General features: G+C 70.2%; 25 protein-coding genes. 1 reads left to right on the top strand and 24 read right to left on the bottom strand.

The features are described from left to right. Positions 1–99 precede the first annotated feature (99 nt). Positions 100–1,695, bottom strand: a complete 1,596-nt coding sequence (locus tag HCA58_RS23975) for a DNRLRE domain-containing protein (RefSeq protein WP_205807536.1) — start codon at positions 1,693–1,695, stop codon at positions 100–102. A 360-nt stretch (positions 1,696–2,055) separates the two neighbouring features. Between HCA58_RS23975 and HCA58_RS05295 the strand changes: the two genes are divergently transcribed. Beyond that, the gene (locus HCA58_RS05295) at positions 2,056–2,331 is read left to right on the top strand and encodes a hypothetical protein (RefSeq protein WP_169596604.1); all 276 of its coding nucleotides are present in this window, start codon (positions 2,056–2,058) and stop codon (positions 2,329–2,331) included. A 194-nt stretch (positions 2,332–2,525) separates the two neighbouring features. Here the strand turns inward: HCA58_RS05295 and HCA58_RS05290 are convergent, their stop codons facing one another. The 23 genes from HCA58_RS05290 to HCA58_RS05180 form a co-directional block, all read right to left on the bottom strand. Next, positions 2,526–3,539 carry a site-specific integrase gene (locus HCA58_RS05290; protein ID WP_346775868.1) on the bottom strand — a complete coding sequence of 338 codons (1,014 nt, stop codon included), beginning with the start codon at positions 3,537–3,539 and terminating at the stop codon, positions 2,526–2,528. Continuing rightward, on the bottom strand, positions 3,529–3,858 hold the full coding sequence (locus HCA58_RS05285) for an AbrB/MazE/SpoVT family DNA-binding domain-containing protein (protein ID WP_169596603.1): 330 nt from the start codon (positions 3,856–3,858) through the stop codon (positions 3,529–3,531). Before HCA58_RS05285 ends, HCA58_RS05290 begins: the two co-directional genes overlap by 11 nt. A gap of 583 nt (positions 3,859–4,441) precedes the next feature. Further along, a complete protein-coding gene (locus HCA58_RS05280) occupies positions 4,442–4,942 on the bottom strand; it encodes a hypothetical protein (protein ID WP_169596602.1) in 501 nt (166 codons plus the stop codon). A 14-nt stretch (positions 4,943–4,956) separates the two neighbouring features. Next, positions 4,957–5,382: a hypothetical protein gene (locus HCA58_RS05275; protein WP_169596601.1), complete on the bottom strand. Its 426-nt coding sequence runs from the start codon at positions 5,380–5,382 to the stop codon at positions 4,957–4,959. After that, a complete protein-coding gene (locus tag HCA58_RS05270; protein ID WP_169596600.1) occupies positions 5,372–5,629 on the bottom strand; it encodes a hypothetical protein in 258 nt (85 codons plus the stop codon). The genes HCA58_RS05275 and HCA58_RS05270 overlap by 11 nt, the downstream gene beginning before the upstream one ends. A gap of 149 nt (positions 5,630–5,778) precedes the next feature. Then, positions 5,779–6,048: a hypothetical protein gene (locus HCA58_RS05265; RefSeq protein ID WP_169596599.1), complete on the bottom strand. Its 270-nt coding sequence runs from the start codon at positions 6,046–6,048 to the stop codon at positions 5,779–5,781. Next, positions 6,048–6,302: a hypothetical protein gene (locus HCA58_RS05260; RefSeq protein WP_169596598.1), complete on the bottom strand. Its 255-nt coding sequence runs from the start codon at positions 6,300–6,302 to the stop codon at positions 6,048–6,050. The genes HCA58_RS05265 and HCA58_RS05260 overlap by 1 nt, the downstream gene beginning before the upstream one ends. Continuing rightward, positions 6,299–6,775, bottom strand: a complete 477-nt coding sequence (locus tag HCA58_RS05255) for a hypothetical protein (protein ID WP_169596597.1) — start codon at positions 6,773–6,775, stop codon at positions 6,299–6,301. The genes HCA58_RS05260 and HCA58_RS05255 overlap by 4 nt, the downstream gene beginning before the upstream one ends. Continuing rightward, positions 6,772–7,104 (bottom strand): hypothetical protein, encoded by a 333-nt coding sequence (locus tag HCA58_RS05250; RefSeq protein WP_169596596.1) that lies wholly within the window; start codon positions 7,102–7,104, stop codon positions 6,772–6,774. Before HCA58_RS05250 ends, HCA58_RS05255 begins: the two co-directional genes overlap by 4 nt. 187 nt (positions 7,105–7,291) lie before the next feature. After that, on the bottom strand, positions 7,292–8,359 hold the full coding sequence (locus tag HCA58_RS05245; RefSeq protein ID WP_169596595.1) for a ParB/RepB/Spo0J family partition protein: 1,068 nt from the start codon (positions 8,357–8,359) through the stop codon (positions 7,292–7,294). 94 nt (positions 8,360–8,453) lie between these two features. After that, on the bottom strand, positions 8,454–8,642 hold the full coding sequence (locus HCA58_RS05240) for a hypothetical protein (RefSeq protein ID WP_169596594.1): 189 nt from the start codon (positions 8,640–8,642) through the stop codon (positions 8,454–8,456). 306 nt (positions 8,643–8,948) lie between these two features. After that, complete coding sequence (locus tag HCA58_RS23810; RefSeq protein ID WP_169596593.1) at positions 8,949–9,911, bottom strand: recombinase family protein; 963 nt, start codon at positions 9,909–9,911, stop codon at positions 8,949–8,951. Between the two features lie 424 nt (positions 9,912–10,335). Then, positions 10,336–10,728 carry a hypothetical protein gene (locus HCA58_RS05230; RefSeq protein ID WP_169596592.1) on the bottom strand — a complete coding sequence of 131 codons (393 nt, stop codon included), beginning with the start codon at positions 10,726–10,728 and terminating at the stop codon, positions 10,336–10,338. A 23-nt stretch (positions 10,729–10,751) separates the two neighbouring features. Beyond that, positions 10,752–11,750, bottom strand: a complete 999-nt coding sequence (locus HCA58_RS05225) for a DUF2637 domain-containing protein (RefSeq protein ID WP_169596591.1) — start codon at positions 11,748–11,750, stop codon at positions 10,752–10,754. Between the two features lie 8 nt (positions 11,751–11,758). Continuing rightward, positions 11,759–12,133, bottom strand: coding sequence for a hypothetical protein (locus HCA58_RS05220; protein WP_169596590.1), 375 nt, complete (start codon positions 12,131–12,133; stop codon positions 11,759–11,761). Between the two features lie 154 nt (positions 12,134–12,287). Continuing rightward, positions 12,288–12,527, bottom strand: coding sequence for a hypothetical protein (locus HCA58_RS05215; RefSeq protein WP_169596589.1), 240 nt, complete (start codon positions 12,525–12,527; stop codon positions 12,288–12,290). 215 nt (positions 12,528–12,742) lie between these two features. Beyond that, positions 12,743–13,051, bottom strand: a complete 309-nt coding sequence (locus HCA58_RS05210) for a hypothetical protein (RefSeq protein ID WP_169596588.1) — start codon at positions 13,049–13,051, stop codon at positions 12,743–12,745. Positions 13,052–13,121: 70 nt separating this feature from the next. Beyond that, a complete protein-coding gene (locus tag HCA58_RS05205; protein WP_169596587.1) occupies positions 13,122–13,658 on the bottom strand; it encodes a hypothetical protein in 537 nt (178 codons plus the stop codon). Further along, a complete protein-coding gene (locus tag HCA58_RS05200) occupies positions 13,655–14,686 on the bottom strand; it encodes an AAA family ATPase (RefSeq protein ID WP_169596586.1) in 1,032 nt (343 codons plus the stop codon). The genes HCA58_RS05205 and HCA58_RS05200 overlap by 4 nt, the downstream gene beginning before the upstream one ends. A gap of 36 nt (positions 14,687–14,722) precedes the next feature. After that, positions 14,723–14,965 (bottom strand): hypothetical protein, encoded by a 243-nt coding sequence (locus HCA58_RS05195; RefSeq protein ID WP_169596585.1) that lies wholly within the window; start codon positions 14,963–14,965, stop codon positions 14,723–14,725. An 872-nt stretch (positions 14,966–15,837) separates the two neighbouring features. Next, a complete protein-coding gene (locus HCA58_RS05190; protein ID WP_169596584.1) occupies positions 15,838–16,137 on the bottom strand; it encodes a hypothetical protein in 300 nt (99 codons plus the stop codon). Between the two features lie 63 nt (positions 16,138–16,200). Beyond that, positions 16,201–17,133, bottom strand: coding sequence for a hypothetical protein (locus HCA58_RS05185; protein ID WP_169596583.1), 933 nt, complete (start codon positions 17,131–17,133; stop codon positions 16,201–16,203). Positions 17,134–17,328: 195 nt separating this feature from the next. Further along, complete coding sequence (locus HCA58_RS05180; RefSeq protein WP_169596582.1) at positions 17,329–17,922, bottom strand: hypothetical protein; 594 nt, start codon at positions 17,920–17,922, stop codon at positions 17,329–17,331. Position 17,923: the final 1 nt, after the last annotated feature.

Here is a 17,923-nt window from a genome sequence, read left to right as displayed (position 1 = left end):
CACCCTGGACTACATGAGCCCGGCCGAGTATGAGGCGACGGCCTATTCCCGCAGGCCAACGAGCAAGGTAGCGTGAGATCAACTTACCGACCCTGTCCGTCAAACCGGGTCAACCCCAGGGGTGTCGTACACCTGGAAAGTGGCCTGAACCTTGTCACCGTTGGAGTCGACAAAGGTGTCGCGCAGCATCGGCGTGGTGGTGTTTACCGTGTAGGCGCCGCCGTAGGAGAAGTAGGGCGGGCCAGCCTCCTGCTTCGTGCCGGTGCGCGGGCGATAATTGTAGGTGACCGTCAGCTTTGGCACATTGGTGGCCGCGTTGCCGGAGTTCACCTGCTTCCACTCGGCGGTCGCTGCCGAGGGTGCGCGCAGGCCCATGTGGGAGCGCGCGTACTTGGCGCCGGCCCAGAAGGAGACCATTGAGGTCACGTCGCCGGTGATCCAGCCGTCGCCGCCGCACTCGGATCGGCCCTTGGTCTGCGTGGGGCTGGCAAACAACTCGTTCCAGGTCGGCTGGTTGGCCCAGCGCGACGCAGTCGACGGCGCCGTGGTGTCCCAGATCTGCCAAGTCTGCGCCGTGCAGCCGGTGTCGCCGGAGTGGAAGTTGTAAAGGCTGACCTTGGCGTCCATCACGATGGAGTCGGCAATCGGCGCGGTGTTCCAGGTAATGAAGGCGCGCGCGTACCGGGTGCTGCCGTCGGCGTTGGTGGTGCCGGGGTTGCCCCAGTAGAGCTCGGTATCGGCTGACCAGTCGACGGTCTCGCCCTGCTGCACACGGGTGTCGAAGACGTTGCCGAGCGCGGCCGTCGTCGGATCCACTGTGACCGGGTAGACCGTCGCCGGGTCGGCGAGAAAGGCCGGATCTGGGGTGAGGACCAAGTCTACGGTGTCGCCGCGCTTCACCACGTCGAGGCCGACCGGCGCGCGGTTGGTGTGCTCACCGGAAAGCGGGTCTGTGCGGGCGTCCCACATCATCGGGGCCGGCATGACGGCACGCTTGCGCTTGCGAGCGTCGGTGAAGACCAGGCTCCCGTCGGCCTGCTCGGTCACCGTCAGGCCGCGGGCACGCAACGGCAACGTGTACGAGTAGGCGCTGGTCGCCGGACGCTCTTTGATTACCGTGTACTGCTCGAAGCCCGTACGGGTCGCCTCCACCACCACGTCCGCGCCCGGCACGGCGTTGGGGTAGGTGACGGTGGTGCCGTCCACGTCTGGCTTCGGCAGTCCACCCTTCCACTGCAGTGTGATTTGTTGGTCGCCTTCGCCGATGGTGGCCAGGGTGCGGGCCTTGGCGGTGCGGGTTTCGGCCATCGACCGCGCCCGCGTGCCGCCGGCCCCGCCGAGCCGCAGTCCCTCTGGGTGGGCCCTGGGGATGATGCTGCCGTCAGCGGCAGGTTCGAGGGTGAGGTCGACGTCGACCCACTTGCCGTCGCGCTGAAAGCGGATCGGCCCGGAGGACAGTTCGGAGGTCAGTGATCCGTCAGGGTTGACCCACGTGGTGGCGGACTCGTCGCGTTCGGAGAGGGCTTCGACGCGCTTGCCGGAGAGCCTGGCCAGCACACGTGCGGACATGACGTCGGCGGCCTCGGTCGCGTACTGCTGCGGTTTTGGTACGGCGCTGGGTGGAGGGGCCGCCTGTGCCGGCGGAGCGGCCGGCGCGGCGAGGCCAGCCAGCAGCAGCGTCGCTGCGGCCGGCACGACCAGGGAACGGGAGCGGAGCAACATCGCCTCCAATGTGGACGGACAGGATGGATGTGTTGAAGCGATCCAGCACGACGTCCGGGCGCCAACCCCCGTCGATCTGGTAGCGATGACTCGCTCCGACCCGGTAAGTGAAACAGCACGCTCCGTATCGATCAAGTGAAGTCTGGGTGACTAAGCCGTCACCCGTGGCTGACCTGCACCTATGCGTCAACACGGAGGGTCGAGGGTTGCGCGACATCGCTTCGATCTGTTAAGTATCTTATATATCTCAGTTGCCCGATGCATTGACCAGCTCTTTCATCCTCCGAGTGAGGCGGCACGCCATCCCGGCACCGATCATGGGAGCATCAACACATGACGACGCCGCAATCCGCGACGGTGCAGGTTCACTGCCGCCTCACCGTCCGTGTCGACGACCCCGCCGCGATCACCGAACTCGCCGTCCAGCACCTGCGCGCCGCGAACATCGACTGGGACGACGAAGAGGACGATCTCGAGAGTGCTGCCGCAGAACTCGGGGACGACCTACTCCGCAGCATCACCAGCCTGGCCGATCCCGATCGACTACTGGCAAAGGTGCCGGGCGTCGAGGTGACGGGCGCCCACGTCTGGGCGGAATCCGCTCGCTGATTGATGGCGCACCGCGACGTGCCCGGCCAGCACGACGACGTCGCCCGCCCGGCCGAGTGGAAGCCCTCACTGCCCAACACACAAAGTACGTGAATCGCCCTCGGAAGAGGGCTTTGGTGAACGTGGCCGAGGTTGGTGAGGCTGTTGGCCGGCAGGTATCCCGCAAACGTGGGCTTCCACGTCGGCGATTGGCATCACCTCCGAGTGTGGGCGAGCGGGTGTGGTTGGCCGGTCATGGCGGCCAGTGCGGTGGCGACTGCTTGCAGGTCGGCTTTGATGTACGTGGTGGTGGCTGGGCCGGTGGAGTCGGTGTGTCCGGCGTAGGCGCGGGCGATGCCGTAGCCGTAGTGGCGTTCGACCCAGGTCAGGGTGGTGTGGCGTAGCCAGTGGGTGGAGATGCCCTGGGCGGCCACCCACGGAAGCTGTTCGCCGATGCGTTTCCACAGGTGGTCGTAGCGGCGGCTGGTGATCGGCCGACCATTGCGGTAACGCAACAGCCGGTCGGTGGGCAAGACCGCGCCACGGATGCGGGCGTGATCGTCGAGGTGAGCGGCCAGGTCGAGCGTGATGGGTTGCCAGCGCAGGGTGGCGCCCTTCTCGGTCAGTCGCACCAGCCCGCGGTCTGTGTTCAGGTCGGCCAGTCGCAGCGCGAGGGCGCCGCCACGGCGGCAGGCGGTCTCGGTGTGCAGACGCAGCAGCAGGGCGTCGAGGATGACGTCGTTGCCGCTGGTACGAGCAGCGAGGTTGATTTCCTCCAGTTCGTCGGGGGTCAGGGCGCGGCGGGTGCTCGGTAGTCGGCGGGGCTTGACCACCCGGTGGGCGGGGCTGGCAGCGGCGTCGATGAGCCCGTCGGCGATAGCCCGGTTGTAGATGGCGCGGGCAGCGGCGATCACGAGCTCGCCGGCGTGACGACCGCTGCGGCTGTTACGCCGTGACCGGGCGGTCGCTGCGGCCTGTCGCTGCAGGGCCTCGATGTCGCTGGCCGCGACCGCGTCCAACGGGCGGTCGCCCCACACGGCGGCCATCCGCTGCCAGTAGGTGCCATATGTGCGGCGGGTGCCCGGTCCGGCCGCGGCGACAACCTGGGGCAGGTACTCGGCCAGCGTCGGCAGGCCCGGACCGGGCTCGGCCTGCAGATCGGCGAGGGTGACACCCAGATGGGCCAGCATCTGCCGGGCAGTAGCGACACGGGCGGGATCAGCCGACACGACGACCACCGATCACCTGGGTGTGAAGGTCGGCCAGCAGCCGTGCGACGCTACTGGCCGGATGGATCACCAGCAGATCATGGGCGACCAGGGCGGCGAGCAGCAGCGGTTGCCCCGGCAGGATCGCGCACATCTGCCGCACGCTGGCCGGTAACGGCAACTCCCCTCGGCTACCCACCGCGTGTTGTCCGGCTGGCGCTGACGCGATCACCAGCATTCCCCGCTGTGGGTAGATGTCGATACGGTGGCCCGACGACCAGCGCAACGCCCCCATCAGGCCGCGTTCGGTCACCCGCCCGGATCGGTCCGGACGCGCCATACCGATCAAGACCTCGTCCCGTGAGGCGGCCGCTGGTGAACGGGGTGTGGGCAGCGCCGGCATCGGCGCCGAACCGGGGCGCGGTCTATCGGGAAGCGGGACCGGAATGAGCACGCCGATGAGTCGCTCGCGGTCGCGGCAGCGGGTTGGTGTCATGACCGACCCAACCGCAAAAGCGCCGCAACGCGCCGACGGCCATGTACGGCCCGCCGACGCCCACGATCATGCGGTATCGCAGGTATGCGGGGCAGTCTCGGCGAGCACCTCCGCGTCGAGCAGCTCGCGCAGGTCGACCCGACCGAGCAGCTCGCCGAGGAGGGCCGAGTCAGATACCAGTGCGGAATCGAATCTGGCTCACGCCTGGTGAAGCTCCACCAAAACTGGTGTCCGAGGGGGGATTGAACCCCCACGGCTCGGGTCGCTGACCTGCGGCGATCCTATCGGCCCTGCTCAGCTTGTGTCTACTCGTGCCCGCTTGTAGCCGCTTGTAGCCCGCTGTTCCCGCCGGTGATCCCGCCGGGATCACCGTTGATCTTGCCCAAGCGGAAGGGGCCGGCCCAGCGGACCGGCCCCACCTGTACGGCTACAGTGCCACGGACCCGTACACGGTGTCAGCGGCGTCGACCGGGACTTCCTCCCACATCCAGTTGCCGCCCATCACCACGTACATGCCGCGCTCGTCGGGCGCGATCCGCAGCTCCGGCTCGTCCTCACCGTACGGACGCCGGTCTACCATGATCACGTCGCCATCCCACCGCATCTCCGGCACGTCGGCGTCGACCATTCTGGTCAGTCTCGGCTCGACGGTGCCCTCCGCCTGGAGGGTCGCGCGCAGGTGCCGGCGGGCGGCCTCCTGGTCGGCGACGATCCCCTCAGCAACCTCGCGGGTGCACTCCCACACCGCCCAGCCTTCCCAGCGGCGGATCAGCGTGCCGGCGTACGCCGACTCGAAACGGCGGCCGCCGTCGTATGGGTACTCCAGCCATTCCCCGGAGAAGTACCCGGACTCGCCGGGTTGCAGGTCGATGTCGAGGTCGAGGGGTGCGCCCGTCTCGGAGGGCGGCCGGTCAAGAGTCATTTCCACGTGAACTCCTTCGGTCAGTCGAACAAGGTCGGGGCCGGCGGTTCGCGCCGCTCGGCCAGTTCGTGGACTTCGCGGCCCGTCTGCTCTTCCCACCAGGCGGCGAACATGCGCCGGTGGCACCAGTTGTCCGGCGCGGGCACAGACAGGTCGCAGAAGCAGAGCAGGACGAGCCGATCGGTGCCGGCGTAGTCGGCGATCTCGGCAAGCTGCTCGGAGATCAGGTCAACGCCGGCGGCTTCCAGCCGCTCCAGATAGATGTGCCGGTACGGGCCCTCGGCCATCTTGAGCATTCCGTAGGTCGGCGCGAGGAGCCGGGCGTACCCGGCCAGGTCGTACGGCAACGGGAACCGGGGAGCGCCGACGGTCGTGCGGACCGGCGCCCCCTGGTCGGGTTGGAACCGCTGGTAGCGGTTCGTGAACAGCTGCAACTCATCCCCCATTGGGCTCTGCACGGTGGTCGTCGTAGAGCGTCCCGATCGTCGGGACCAGGTCGTCCAGGTGCGAGGCCAGGGCGTCCAGAGCGGACGCGACCACCGACGGGGGGCCCTGGATGGTCAGCAGCTCCAGCTCGATGACCTCGCCGTCGCCGGCCGGTGCGGCGTCCGGTGGCAGCGGGAGCGGTAGGACCGCCTTCGCCTCCACCATCGGCGTGATCAGCTGGTTCCCGAGCCTGACGATCGTCGCCATGCTGCTCCTCCCATCAACTCCAGCCGCTTGCGGCGGCACTTCGGTCCCACCCGCTCTATGCGGGCGCGCTTCGTCCACACCGGGCGTCCGCAGTCCTCGCACTCGACGGGTTCCTCGTCGGGGCTGGCCGGCACCTGGTCAGGCATCGGCTACCTCCTCCCTCGCATTCGGGCGGCGATCGCCCGGCACCAGCCGCGGTCGACCCCGAACCGCTCGGCCACGTCCTCGGGCGTGTAGCCGTCGACGAGGTACCGGGTGGCCAGGGCCGCCACGCTGTCGGTGACCGGCGCGGCGGCCGGCGGCGGCGGTGCGGGCGGCCGGCGGTGTCGCGGGGGCAGCTCGGCTCCCGTCTCACGCCGGGTGGCGCGGGCCCGGGCCAACGCCCGGTCCCGCGCCGTTTCCGCTTCCGTGCCGGCCACTACCGGCCCCGCCGCCGGTTCCGCAGCCGCCTCCGGTACGCGAGGTGCATCACCCGCAGCCGCACCCGCCGCTGGTCCGTCAAGCGGACCAGCGGGGCGAGGGCGCGACGGAGGGCGGCACCGAACTGGCGGAACAGCTCCCGCAGCGCCTCGACGGCTTCGGCGATCTGCCGGCGCAGCTGCTCCCACGCCGCCCGGACGCGGGCGGCCTGCTCCGGGTCGAGCTGCGGTACGGCGACGACGGGCCCGATCATGCCGCCGCCATCGTCTCGGCTCGGGCCTCGGCCGGCGCGGGTAGCGCCGCGACCGCCGCCGGCCGCCGCTCCGCCATCCACTGGCGGCCGACCCGGGCCAGCCGCTCGACCAGCTCGTTGCGGACCTTCATGACGCCTTCGGCGTACTGCTCCAGGTAGGGCAGCGTCTTGCGAGCGTCGGGGTCGCTCGCGGCTTTCTCTCTCGCCGGCTTGAGCAGCCACCGGTCGTTGGCGGCCACCTCCATGTCGGCGACGGTGCAGGCGAACGAGATGCCTTGCAGCTCGGCCGGCTTGTGGATCGCGTCGACCACGGCGGTGGCCAGGTCGCGGACGTCCCGATCCTCCAGGTCCAGGCCGAGGTCTTCCGCCATCCCGGTCAGCGCTGCGGTGGCCACGTCGCGGATCGCGGCGTAGCCGGGCAGGGCCGCCTTGACCTGGCGGGCGTCCTCCTCGATCTCCTCGATCGACCTCACGCGAGCCCTCCTCGCGGCAATCGGTGGCCGCAGTGGCTCATTGCGGCCGTATACCTTGCGGGCACAGCTGTCCCCTCTCTGTTCGGTTCCTCCGGCAGTCGAGCTGCCTTCACTTCCGCGACGAGCGCCGGGCCGACGTGGGTGTCGAACACCGCCCAGAGGGCGACCCGGTAGGTCGCCGGCCCGAGCGGGACCGCGTCCAGCATCCGCGCTTGCTGGTAGAGCTCGGCCTGCGCTTGTCGCATCGCCTGCTGGAGGGCGGCCGGCTCGTGCGGCAGGGGCCAGGCCCACAGGACCGTGACCACGCTGCACGCGCCGATCGCCTCCAACAGCCGAGAGTGATACATAAACATTGTATTCTAGTCGGATACTACGGTCAAACTGCGGCCGTACAGCTCACGGCTCCCCGGGCCTCCACGCCCGGAGCATACGCACTCCCGCGGGCGCCCGGACAGGGTTGGCCCGGACGGCACGAACGCCCCGCGCATCCGCGCGGGGCGCCGCATCGTGGCACGCTCAGTGCTGGCACACCGGGCACATCCCGGCCTCCTGCACCGCGTCGGCGTGGCCCTCCCAGGTGCAGTTCGGGTCCACCTTCGCCGGGCCGACCGACGTCACGTCGACGACCTCCGCCGGGACTGCCACGACGGCCTCGGGTGCCAGTTCGACGGTGACCGCGGCGGCCAGAGCCTGCGCCTTGCGCAGCTTCGACGACACCTTGCCCGCGAGCGAGCGGAGGTCGTCGACGCGCTGCCGGTGCCCGGCCACGCCGCCCTCCGCGCCGGCGAGCAGCCGCGCCAGCTCCTCGGCGTCCATCTGCGCCAGCTCGTGCAGGATCTTCCCGGCCGCGTCCAACCGCTCGATCTTGCTCACCACCTTCTTGCGCTCCTCGGCGACCTTCGCCTGCGCCTCCTCGCTGTGCTCTTCCTTGTCGAGCTGGAAGAACTCGGCCTGCTCCTCGGCCGCCTTGCACGCCTTGGCGAACGCCTCGGCGTCCCGCGCCGAGGAGAACTCGCCGCGCGCCCACTTGACCAGGAACCGCCGCTGCTGGTCGGGCGACAGGCGGCACACGTACCAGGCGACGCCCACCTGCAGCTGCCCCTTGGCGACGAGCTGCTTCGCGTCGTCGATGAGCCCGAGCAGGTCGATCCGCCATCCGATGTACGGCTCGCTCTTGCCGAACAGTTCGGCGATCGCCCGCGTCTCCCAGCCGGCGTCGGCGAGGCGCGCGTAGGCGGCGGCTTCCTCCATCGGCGTCATGTCCTGCCGGTTGACGTTCTCGGCGACCTGCGCGATGAACGCCGCCTCGTCGTCCATCTCCCAGACCATCGCGGCCAGGCTCTCGATGCCGCCCTGGAGGGCGGCCCGCCAGCGCCTCTCGCCGACGACCAGGCGGTAGTGGCCCTGCTTGCCCGTCTTGCGGACGGCGACCGGCTGGAGCTGGCCGAGCTTGGTCATCGACGCCGCCAGCTCGGTCAGCTCCTCCTCGGTGAACTGCTTGCGGGGCTGGTCCGGGTCCGCCTCGATCTTGCTGACGGGAATCGTCCGCAGGGTCGGCTTCTTGGCCGGCGCGGTCGCAACCATCGACTTCCTCCACAGTGAACGGTGTACGCTTATCGTACATATTCATTGTATGCGAAGACGATCTTGCCGTCAATATTTTGTGTATGCCGTGGGATCAGATGAAAGGCACCCACGCCGCCGCCGAGACCGTGAGCGGCACTTGGGCGACCACCGCAGCGCCCCGCGACACCAGCTGACCGACTCGCCGGTTGACGCTCTGACGCGAACGGGCAGGCAGCGCCGGCGGCTTCGGGGCCGGCGGCAGCAACAACCCCGCCACTCGCCACACCTGCTCGTCGCTCATCTCGACATCGTCGACGCGCCCGGACGCAACCTCGGCCTCGATCCGTTGCGCTAACGTCAGAATCTCGATCTTCCGCCTGCGCGGCAAAATGATGCCCCCCGTCTTACCTCGATGTGCCAACGATGGCACTGCGACCCCACACCCTCGCGGAGGGCTTAAGCCGCTGTTAAGAAAGCGAGTGACAGAGATCGTAAACCTTCGACAACAATCCGCAACAGCCTTAACAGCCGATCAGGTCGAGGGCTTCAAACCGAACGAACGGAAGTTTCCGCCGTCTCGGTGCAACAATCACACCGGGCCGGACACCTACTTCCAGACGAATTCCAGCCGGTCCGCGTCGAGATGCGTCACCCCGGGCCGGGTCGCCGGCCGCACCACAATCCGGTCCAGCACCAGCGCCAACAGCTCCCGCCGCCGCTCCAGCGGGGCATCCACCCACCACTCGGCCAGTCCCTCGGGGGTGGTCGCCGGCAGCGACCGCAGCCGCGTCGCCTGAGCCTGCGCCTCCTGCAAGCTCCTGCGTTCCTGCTTGGCCTCGTCCTCGATCGCCTTGAGTGTCACCAGGCTGATCTGGCGTCGCGCGTACTCCTGGCCGGCTTCCACCAACCGCTCGTCGATCGCGGCCAGCGCCTGCTCGACGTCCTCGCCGGCCAGGGGCGCCTTGGCCAACGCCGCCGTCAGCCGGGCGCGCACCTTCGGCGACGCCAACCGAGCCAACGCCCGGGCGGCGACCTCCTCTTCGAGGCTGGCGGCCGCGATGCGGATGCGACCGCACCCGTAGCTGGGGCTGCCGGACCGGCACACGTAGCCGCGTTTGCCGCTGTTGCTCGGCTGCGTGTATAGCCACTTCCCGCAGAGATGCGCCTCGTCGCCCTCGCCCTCCAGCGGATAGCCGCACATCAGGAACCCGCCGCTCAGCAGGTACTTCCGCACGTTCGTCGCGAACGGCTGCTTCCGCTCCGGGGCGTCCAGGAGGGCCAGCAGCTTCTTGTGGGTGGCCTTGTCGATGATGGCGTCCCACTGGCCCTTGCCGACGACCTCACCGTGGTAGGTGCGCAGCCCGGCCAGCCGCGGGTTGCGCAGCAGCCGGGACAGCGACTGCTGGGTCCAGGGGCGGCCGGCCGACGTCACGATCTCGCGTCTGCGAAGGTCGGCGACGATCGAGCGGAGACTCTCCTCGGCTAGGGTGCGCCGCACCACGTCACGGATCACCACGGCCTCAGCCTCGATGACCTCGCGCCCTGTCTCGTCGTACCCGTAGCACCGCACTCTGTTGACCCCCGCGCCTCCGCCGCTTCGCCCCTGCCCCCCGTCGATGCTTCGCGGCACTTTCGTGCCGATCTGGCCGGAGCAAGCCGACCAGCCGAAACATCGCATCAGTTGCCGGGCCCGAATGAGGCCCGCCTATAAGCTAGCAGTGCCTCATAGCACCGTGCTACCTACAGGTACCTATGAGTTTCCGGAACATCGCTGTCGCATCGGCGACACTGTACAGGCTGATCCTGACGGGCTGTAGTCGGCACGCCAGCAGCCCGGGGGCCTCGTAAGACCCCCGGGCTGCTTGTGTGCGGTGAGTACGGACCCGGTCAGGCTGTACCGTCCCCCGACTGTGCTCCTGACCGGGTCCGTGACCGGCCTGGCCACACTCCTCCAGGCCGGTCACATTCAAACACTGCGGCCGTACAGTGCGCTACTACAGCGAAACCCACCGATCGCCGTCGAGGTACTGGATGTCGAGGCATCCGTGGTTCGGCTGCCCGAAGTCGTACAGCGGCCCGAAGTCCTCACCGCCGCCCGGTGCGCCCACCGTCCAGATCAGCCCTTCGTAGACGACGCCCCGCTCGTCCGGGTCGACCATTGTGCCGTCGTCGACCAAGCAGGCGTCGATGTCGCCCTCGTCGAGCATCCGGAAGCACCGGCCCTCGGTGCGGGCCCGCTCCAGCATCTCGTCGGTTGCCTGCGCCGGCCCACTCGTCCCGACTTCCGACTCGCCGCCGCGCAGCTCGTGCGCCCGGTCCCGGGTGAGCACCCAGGCGTACGGGTTCTCGGGGAACTCCGCCGCCCGGAGGGCCGCGATCATCGCCATGGACACCATCTGACTGTCCTCCTCTACACGACCCCGGTACCGGCCGGCACCGGGGCGTCCTGCTGGTCGGGTTCTCCGGCGACGTCGCCGGTAGCTTCGAGTTCGGCCCGCGCTTCCTTGATGCGGTTCCGGCCCCACCGCTCGCTCCTGCCGAACCGGCTGCCGAGAGCCTGGCCGGTCAGCGGTGCCCCGGCTGCCGCCGAGTCCTTCCACACCTGCCGGGCGGCAGCCCACAGTTCCTCCGTCGCGGCATCCGGCGGTACCGGCGCCGGGTCGGGTGACGGGTCGGGCGGCAGCGGAAGCGGCTGCTGCCGTGGCCACGGGTGCGGCGGCACGACCGGTTCCAGGCGCGGCAACGGCAGCCGGGGTTCCGGCGTCCTCGTCGGCAGCGGCACCGCGTCCGGCACCGGCTCGGGGTCCGGCACCGGCAGCGGCACCGGGTCCGGGTCCGGCAGCGGCTCGGGGTCCGGCAGCGGCACCGGTTCGGGCGAGGCGTCGGCACCGGCAGGCGGCACCGCATCCGCCGGCATCGGCACCGGCACCGGGGCCGGCGGCGGCAGTGCGGCAGCCCAGGCGGCGGCACGCTCGGCGACGATCGCCGTGCGCCGCTGGTGCGCGAGCACCACCAGCCCGATCGACGCGACCAGCGCCAGTCCGTCAACGGACAGCGGCAGGGTGCTCGCCGTCAGGCTGTCCTCGCCGTACTCCAGGGCCAGCGCCTTCATGTGCCGGTAGCTGGCCACGGCAGCGACCCCGGCAACGATCACCGTGCCGACAATCTGCATGGCCCTCACCAGCGGGTGCCGCGGTGCCGGCACCCGCATCATCACCTCGGAGCACAGCAGCAGCGCCAGCGGCGGCCAGCCGGCAACGAACTTCGCCCCGACGCCGTCCCCGGCATGCGCGATGTTCGCGGCGAGGCTGGCTCCGATGCCGGCAGCGAATGCCGACCAGGCGACCACCCACGCGCCCTTGCTCGGACGTTCCGGCAGTGCCGCGTCGACGTTCTCCACGTGAACCATCGCCGGCCCTATCCGGCAGTTCCGGCGGCAGTGCCGCCGGCCCCGTCGGTGCCGGCCTCGCGCAGCATCGCCGCCAGCGTCCACAGTGCCGCCCGGACCGATGCCGCGCGGTGCCGGCTCGGCGCTGCCGCGATGTGTTCGGCAACGGCAATCCACGCGGCACGCGGGAACGTCGGGTCGAGGCGCTGCCGCGCGCAGCCCTCATGCATTCGCAGCCCGCCCAGCTTCACCGTCACCTGGCCGTCGGCGATGTCTCGGCCGCAGCCGAGGCACCACGGCGTCCACTCGTCGCCGGCCACACCGCCGACCACGAACGCCGGCAGGCACACCGTGATCTCCACGCTCGTGCGGGGCGGCGGCGACTCCGGGTCGGTGCGGCCCACCGTCCTGCTGGGGCACGAACTCGGCGTTGAAGGTCGGGACGGTCACTCGGCGCGTGCAGGTCAGGGTGGTCATCTCTCTTGGCTCCTTCGCTCAGGTCAGGTCGGGCCGGGAACGGAAGCGGCGGGCGCGCTCGGTGCGCGCCCGCCGGCTCGGTCAGCGGTACTGGTTGAGGGTCAGGGTGTACTCGCGGCCGTCGGTCAGCCGGATCACGATGCCGTTGTTCCGCGTCATGAAGCCCGCGTCGGCCAGCGTCTGAACCTCGCGGACCTCGACCGGCTCGTTGTCATCGTCGGTCAGCGGCTGGTCGCCGGCCGTCTCGGCGGCCTCCTCCAGGGCCAGGTTCTCGGCGGCGATGAGCAGGGCGCGCTCCAGGATCTCCTCGTAGGTCAGCATCCGCTTCTCCTTGTCAGCGGGGGCCTTGTGTACATATTCATTGTATGCGGGCACACATCCTGACGTACAGGTTTTATGTACGGCGCTGGCCGTGGAACAGGTCACACGAACGGGGCGCCACCCCTCCACGGAGATCGCCGAACGCCGCCTATCGGGTAGTGGGGTGAGGAGATGACCGAAGCCCACTGAGACGAGCTGTGGACCGGCGGAACGGGCTAGTCCCGCGCGGGCCGCTCACCTAGCCGCCGCGCCTCCAGCTCGGCCGCCGCCTCCAATACCCACGCCCGGGGCGTCGGCCGCCACCCCGCCGGACGAGGCCGGCATCGGCCGCCCGGCGACGTCCGCTCCGCGCCGCACGACCGGCAGCGGATCGTCAGCCACACCAGCCCGCCGCCGTCCTGCGTCGACCCGTCGAGCAGCCCGCCGCAGCCGTCGCACACACCCACCGGCCCACCCTCGGCAGCCGCGGTGAAGGCGTCGACGTCGACCAAGCCGTCACGCACCAGGCTTCCGTCGATCGCCACCGCCCACCTCCCGGCCTCCGACGTGGAGCGGGGCCGGGTGGCGCTCACACACCGCCCGGCCCCGCACCGCTCACTCCTGCGGTGCCGCCGGCAACGCCAGCAGCTCGGGCAGCGACAGCCGACCGTCCCGGTAGGCCGCCGCCACCTCCTCACGGCCGCCCTTCTTGAAGGTCAGCGTCGTCGAGGGCGGCGGCGGCTCCGCGACCTCCACGAAGTCGAGGACCCGGCCCGTCTCACCGTCGACGACCGTGCCGTCCCGCTCGACTCGCAACCGGCCGAGCAGCGCCTTCCGGAACGCCGGCCGCACCGACTCCGCCGGCTCCGGCAGAGTCGCCTGCACCTCGGTCGGGTGCTCCGCCTTGCAGTACGCCAGGAACCCGGCCTCCTCGACCACGAAGCCCGTCTTCGGCTCGGAGAGCGTCACCTGCGCCACCGCGCCGTCGTAGCCCGGCAGCCGCACCTCGATCGTCGTCACACCGAACGAGTGGTTCAGGCCGACCATGCCGCTGTCGGCCTCGGTCCGCGCCGCGTCGTACGCCTTCTTCACCTCGTCGAGCAGCGCCTTGAGCACCGCCGCCCGCGTGGCCCGCTCCTGTGGCCCCATCACCGGCTCGCTCCCGTCGTCTCCGGCTGCCGGCTGCCGGCCGCCTCGGAGGCGTCCGGGTCGGCCGCCTCGGTCACCGCGCTGGCGAGCTGCGTGCCCGGGGCCTCGGCGGCACGCCGTGCGGCGGCGATCTCCGCGCCCCGCGCGTTGAAGGCGTCCCGCAGCTTCTGCGTCTTGCCGAGCCGCTGCGCCCGCTGCCACAGCACCGCCAGGTCCTCCCGCGACGCGCACGCCGCGAGAGCCTGCGGCCAGTCGGGGTCCCTCGGCGGCTCGCCGTTGTCGAGCCAGTCGAGCAGCTGGTGACCCAGCTCCGCGCCCGGCTTGTGGATCACCTCGTCGGCCAGGGCGTCGCAGCGGCTCTTGGTCACCCGCAGGTAGTGCGCCTGGTCGATGTCGCCCACCAGGTCGAACTCGAACTCCAGCCCGTCGCGCTGGTCGGGCTGCATGCCCAGCTTGGACACCTGCTTCTTGCCGTCCGCGCTCTCGGTGATCTCGTATCGCTGCTTCGACCGCAGGCACACCACGACGTGCCCGGGGAAGCTCATCAGGGCCTCGATGTACGCCCGCTCGATCGGGCGCACGTCCTTCCACCCGTCCATCGACCGGCCGCCGTGGTTGCGGGCGAACAGGTCGACCAGCTCCAGGATGCCGCCCGGCCCGAACCAGTAGTGCGACGCCGAGTCGAGCATGAAGCCCGTGAAGCCCGCCAGCGCCGCCTCGTCGATCAGCTCGACGAGCTGCCGGGGGTCGTACCGCACCGGGGAGAACTTCTGGAAGCCGTACCCGCCGGCCTCCTCGGGCGTCATGTCGCCGACGCCGGGCAGCTCCGGGTTGACCGCGTACTTGTCGGCCGAGTCCCGCTCGGTGTCGACGAACGCGATCCGCTCCAGGCCGTCAGCGACGGTGGCCGAGCCGGTCAGCGTGTAGAGCAGCTTGAGGCCGGTCAGGGTCTTCCCCGCCCCGCTCGGCCCGGCGAGCGCGATCCGCGCCTTCGCCTTCTTCCGGGTCGCCGGCATGAACCGTGAACTCATCTCGTTCCTTTCCACGTGAACGAACCTACATAGATTTTATACGGCCGCATTGTGTGACCGTAGCCGTACACCCTCCGGCGACGAAAAAGCGCCGGAGCAGCCCAGGCAGACCTCGCTGCCCACGGCGGCCGGCAGGCCACAGTCGCCGGTCCGGCAGATCACCGGAGTACCCAGCTCGGTGCAGACGCCCTGCACCGGGTGGCGCCAGTCGTCCCCGGCGGGGACCAGCTCGCCGCCGCACGTCGCGCACTGCGCGACGTCGACCGGCACGAGGTGCACCCTCACTCCCCGATCACTCTCCTGTCCTGTTCAGACACGGCCCGCAGGTTCGGGCCGTGCAGCGGGGCCGAGCGGTTGCACCCGGGGTGGGCGCACCGGCCGTTGGGCCCCTCGACGTACCGGTGGTCACCGTTCGCGCCGCGACCAACCGTTTCTTGTTCCCTGTATGTCTTGCGTCCGCGTGACGGACCAACTTTGTCCGGGTGGCGGACTAGCTCTAGTCCGCGTGCCGAACCAGACATGCCCTTCACTGGTCCGCTCACCGGACTACCAGACCCGGGCGATCCGGACACGGCTGGTCCGGCACGCGGACCAACGACGCCCATCTCGGTCAGTCGCCGCAACAGCTCGGGCGGCACTCCCAAGCGGTACACCGTCCTCGCCTTCTTGCGCCTGGCGTCCGCGACCGTCGGCCGCTCGCGCCACACCCACTTGCTCTCCGGGCGCTCCTCGCCACCCTCGCCGTCCTTGCCTTCCAGCAGGTTGAGCCACTTCGCGACCGACGACCGGGCGAGTCCGGTCGCCTTCTGCAAGTCGGTCAGGCTCGGCGTGAACTGCTCGGGGATCACTGCCGTGGCCGCGTCGGACCACGTGAGCAGCGTCAGGACGAGCTGCCGGCCTGGAGGGTCGAGCGTGCATAGCTCGTGCCTCACCGCGCGCTCGACCGTCCACCGGTCCACCATGCAGGCGGCCTCTCTGTGCAGCGCCGCCAGCGCACCGCCGCCCGAACTGGCGTACGATGCGCGTGCGACCCGTTCTCTGTTCCGGGTTTCTTCTCGGCCCCGCCAGATGACCGCCTGGCGGGGTCGATGCGTTTTCCGGCACCCTACACCCGGTCTGTACGGCCGCAATGCCTCCGGATGTGCTCATAGCTATGCGGCCTCGTCCTCGACCAGCACGTCCCACGGGTCCCACACGATCGTTCGCTTTGTCTCCTCGGCGAACGCGTAGATCGTGGTCACCTTCCACACCGGGTTGTTGCTGACCTCGCCGTCCTCCTTCGGCAGGACTCCCTTGGACCGCCACTGGTACGGCGTGTTGTCCTTCACGCCGAACATTTTGACGATCTCCTTGAGCCCCACCACCGGCGGCAGGATCAGCGGGCCGGGCGACGTCAGCTGCGCCGACACCTGCCGAGCGACCACCTTGAGCTTGGCCTGGCTCACCTTCATCGTTCCTCTCCTCCCACAGCCGGACGCCGTACAGGGTCAATGTACGGCACGGGCCGGGGACGGTCAGGCTGCCGTCCGGGCAGCGAAGTGCGGCGCGTGGTGCACCAGTTCCCGCGCCAGGGTCAGCAGGTCGCAGCGCCCGACCAGGTACACGCGGCCGTCCGAGAACACCGACGGCGGGTCCAGCGGCACCTCGTGCAGCAGCCGCACCGCGCACTCCTCGGCGAGCGCCTGCGCCGCCGTGTCGTCCGTCCACGTCGGCATCACCGCGAACCGGACCCCGGCACCGGCGAGCCGCTGGGCGACGCGCCGGCTGGCCATCGCGTTGCGCTGCACGTTCGCGACCAGTAGCACCACGTCGCACAGCCGGGCCGCGTCGACCTGGCCGCCGTCCAGCGCCCGGTCCAGGTCCACCACCTTCACCTCGGCCGACGTCCGCTCGATCTCCCGCGCCGGCACGTCCGGCGCGTCGACCACCTGCAACGCCATCACCGGCGTGCCGAGCCGGTCGTCGACGCCGCCGCGACCGGCCGCGTCGACGAGCAGAGTGCGCCGACCCTCGTCGGCCGCCGCCAGCGCGATCGCCACCGCGAGGGTGGTCGCTCCGGCGCCGCCATGCCCGCCGACCACACCGACACGCACCTCACGGGCCCGCCCGCCGACGGCCGCCGCAGCGACGATGTCGCGGAGGGTCTGCGCGCCGCGCGGCAGCGAGCACACAGCCGCGTCCGGATAGTCGGCCTGCCAGGCACGGATCACCTCGGCCAGCCGGTCGCCGTACAGCGCCTCCGGCGCGACGACCTCCATCCACGGGTGCGCCGGCATCCCGTTCGCCAGCGTCCGGCAGTGCGCGTCGATCAGCACGAGCGGCGCGTTTCGCCACTGGTCGACGGTCGGCTTGCCGACCACGACCTCCATCTCCAGGTCCGGGCCGAGGGCGTCCAGCACCTCGTCCACGAACTCGTGGCCCCAGGCCACGAGCAGCGGCTGACCCATCCGTTCCTCCTCCACAAGCAGGGCAATGCGTACAGAAACATTGTATGCCACGGAGGGTCTAGCGTCAATAATGTATGTACGGACGGCGGGCCGCTTTGCCCCATCTGCGACCCGCCCGCTATGCTGGTGTCTCCACGTGAACGCAGCGCAGCCCCGGATTTCGCGGTCCGGGGCTGCACTGTCTCCGGCGGCAGGTCACACGCCCGCTATCGGATACACCAACGTCGCAGTCACCGTGTCACCCGTGCCGATCGTCGACCCCGGATGCATGTCCAGCAGCACCACCGACCCGGCCGCGTTCGCCTGCACCGCCCCGCTCGTCGTCACACCCCGGAACGTCTGCACGACCGTCATCGCGGGCCGCAACGACTCCTCCACGATCGTCCCCACCGTCGAGTCCGTGATGTTCCCCTGCGCGTTCGCTGTGATCGCCGCACCGGTCCGGACCGCCGTCAACGTCACATGACAGCTCGCACCCACCAGCTGATGCGACGAACCCGCCGACCCCCAACCGGCGGACACCGACCACGGAAACTCGCCGACCTGCAACCCCGCGTCGATGAACCCGACCACATGGTTGCCGGCCGGCGGCGTGCACAACACCCACACCCGCGCGCCCCTCGGCAGCCGCCCCACCATCGACACCATCCGGATCGGCGCGACGTCCCCGTCGTACAACCCACGCACCCCGCCGGCCTCCGCCGGGCCGACGACCGTCGCCGGCCGCAGCCGCCACGTCAACCCCACGCGGACCGCCCGCTCGACTACCGCCTCGGCGAGCGCCTTCACC

It is taken from the genome of Micromonospora sp. HNM0581, from assembly GCF_012726175.1.
GTDB lineage: Bacteria > Actinomycetota > Actinomycetes > Mycobacteriales > Micromonosporaceae > Micromonospora.
The sequence above is the reverse complement of the archived record's forward strand: the minus strand, read 5'-3'. Positions and strand labels throughout refer to the sequence as shown.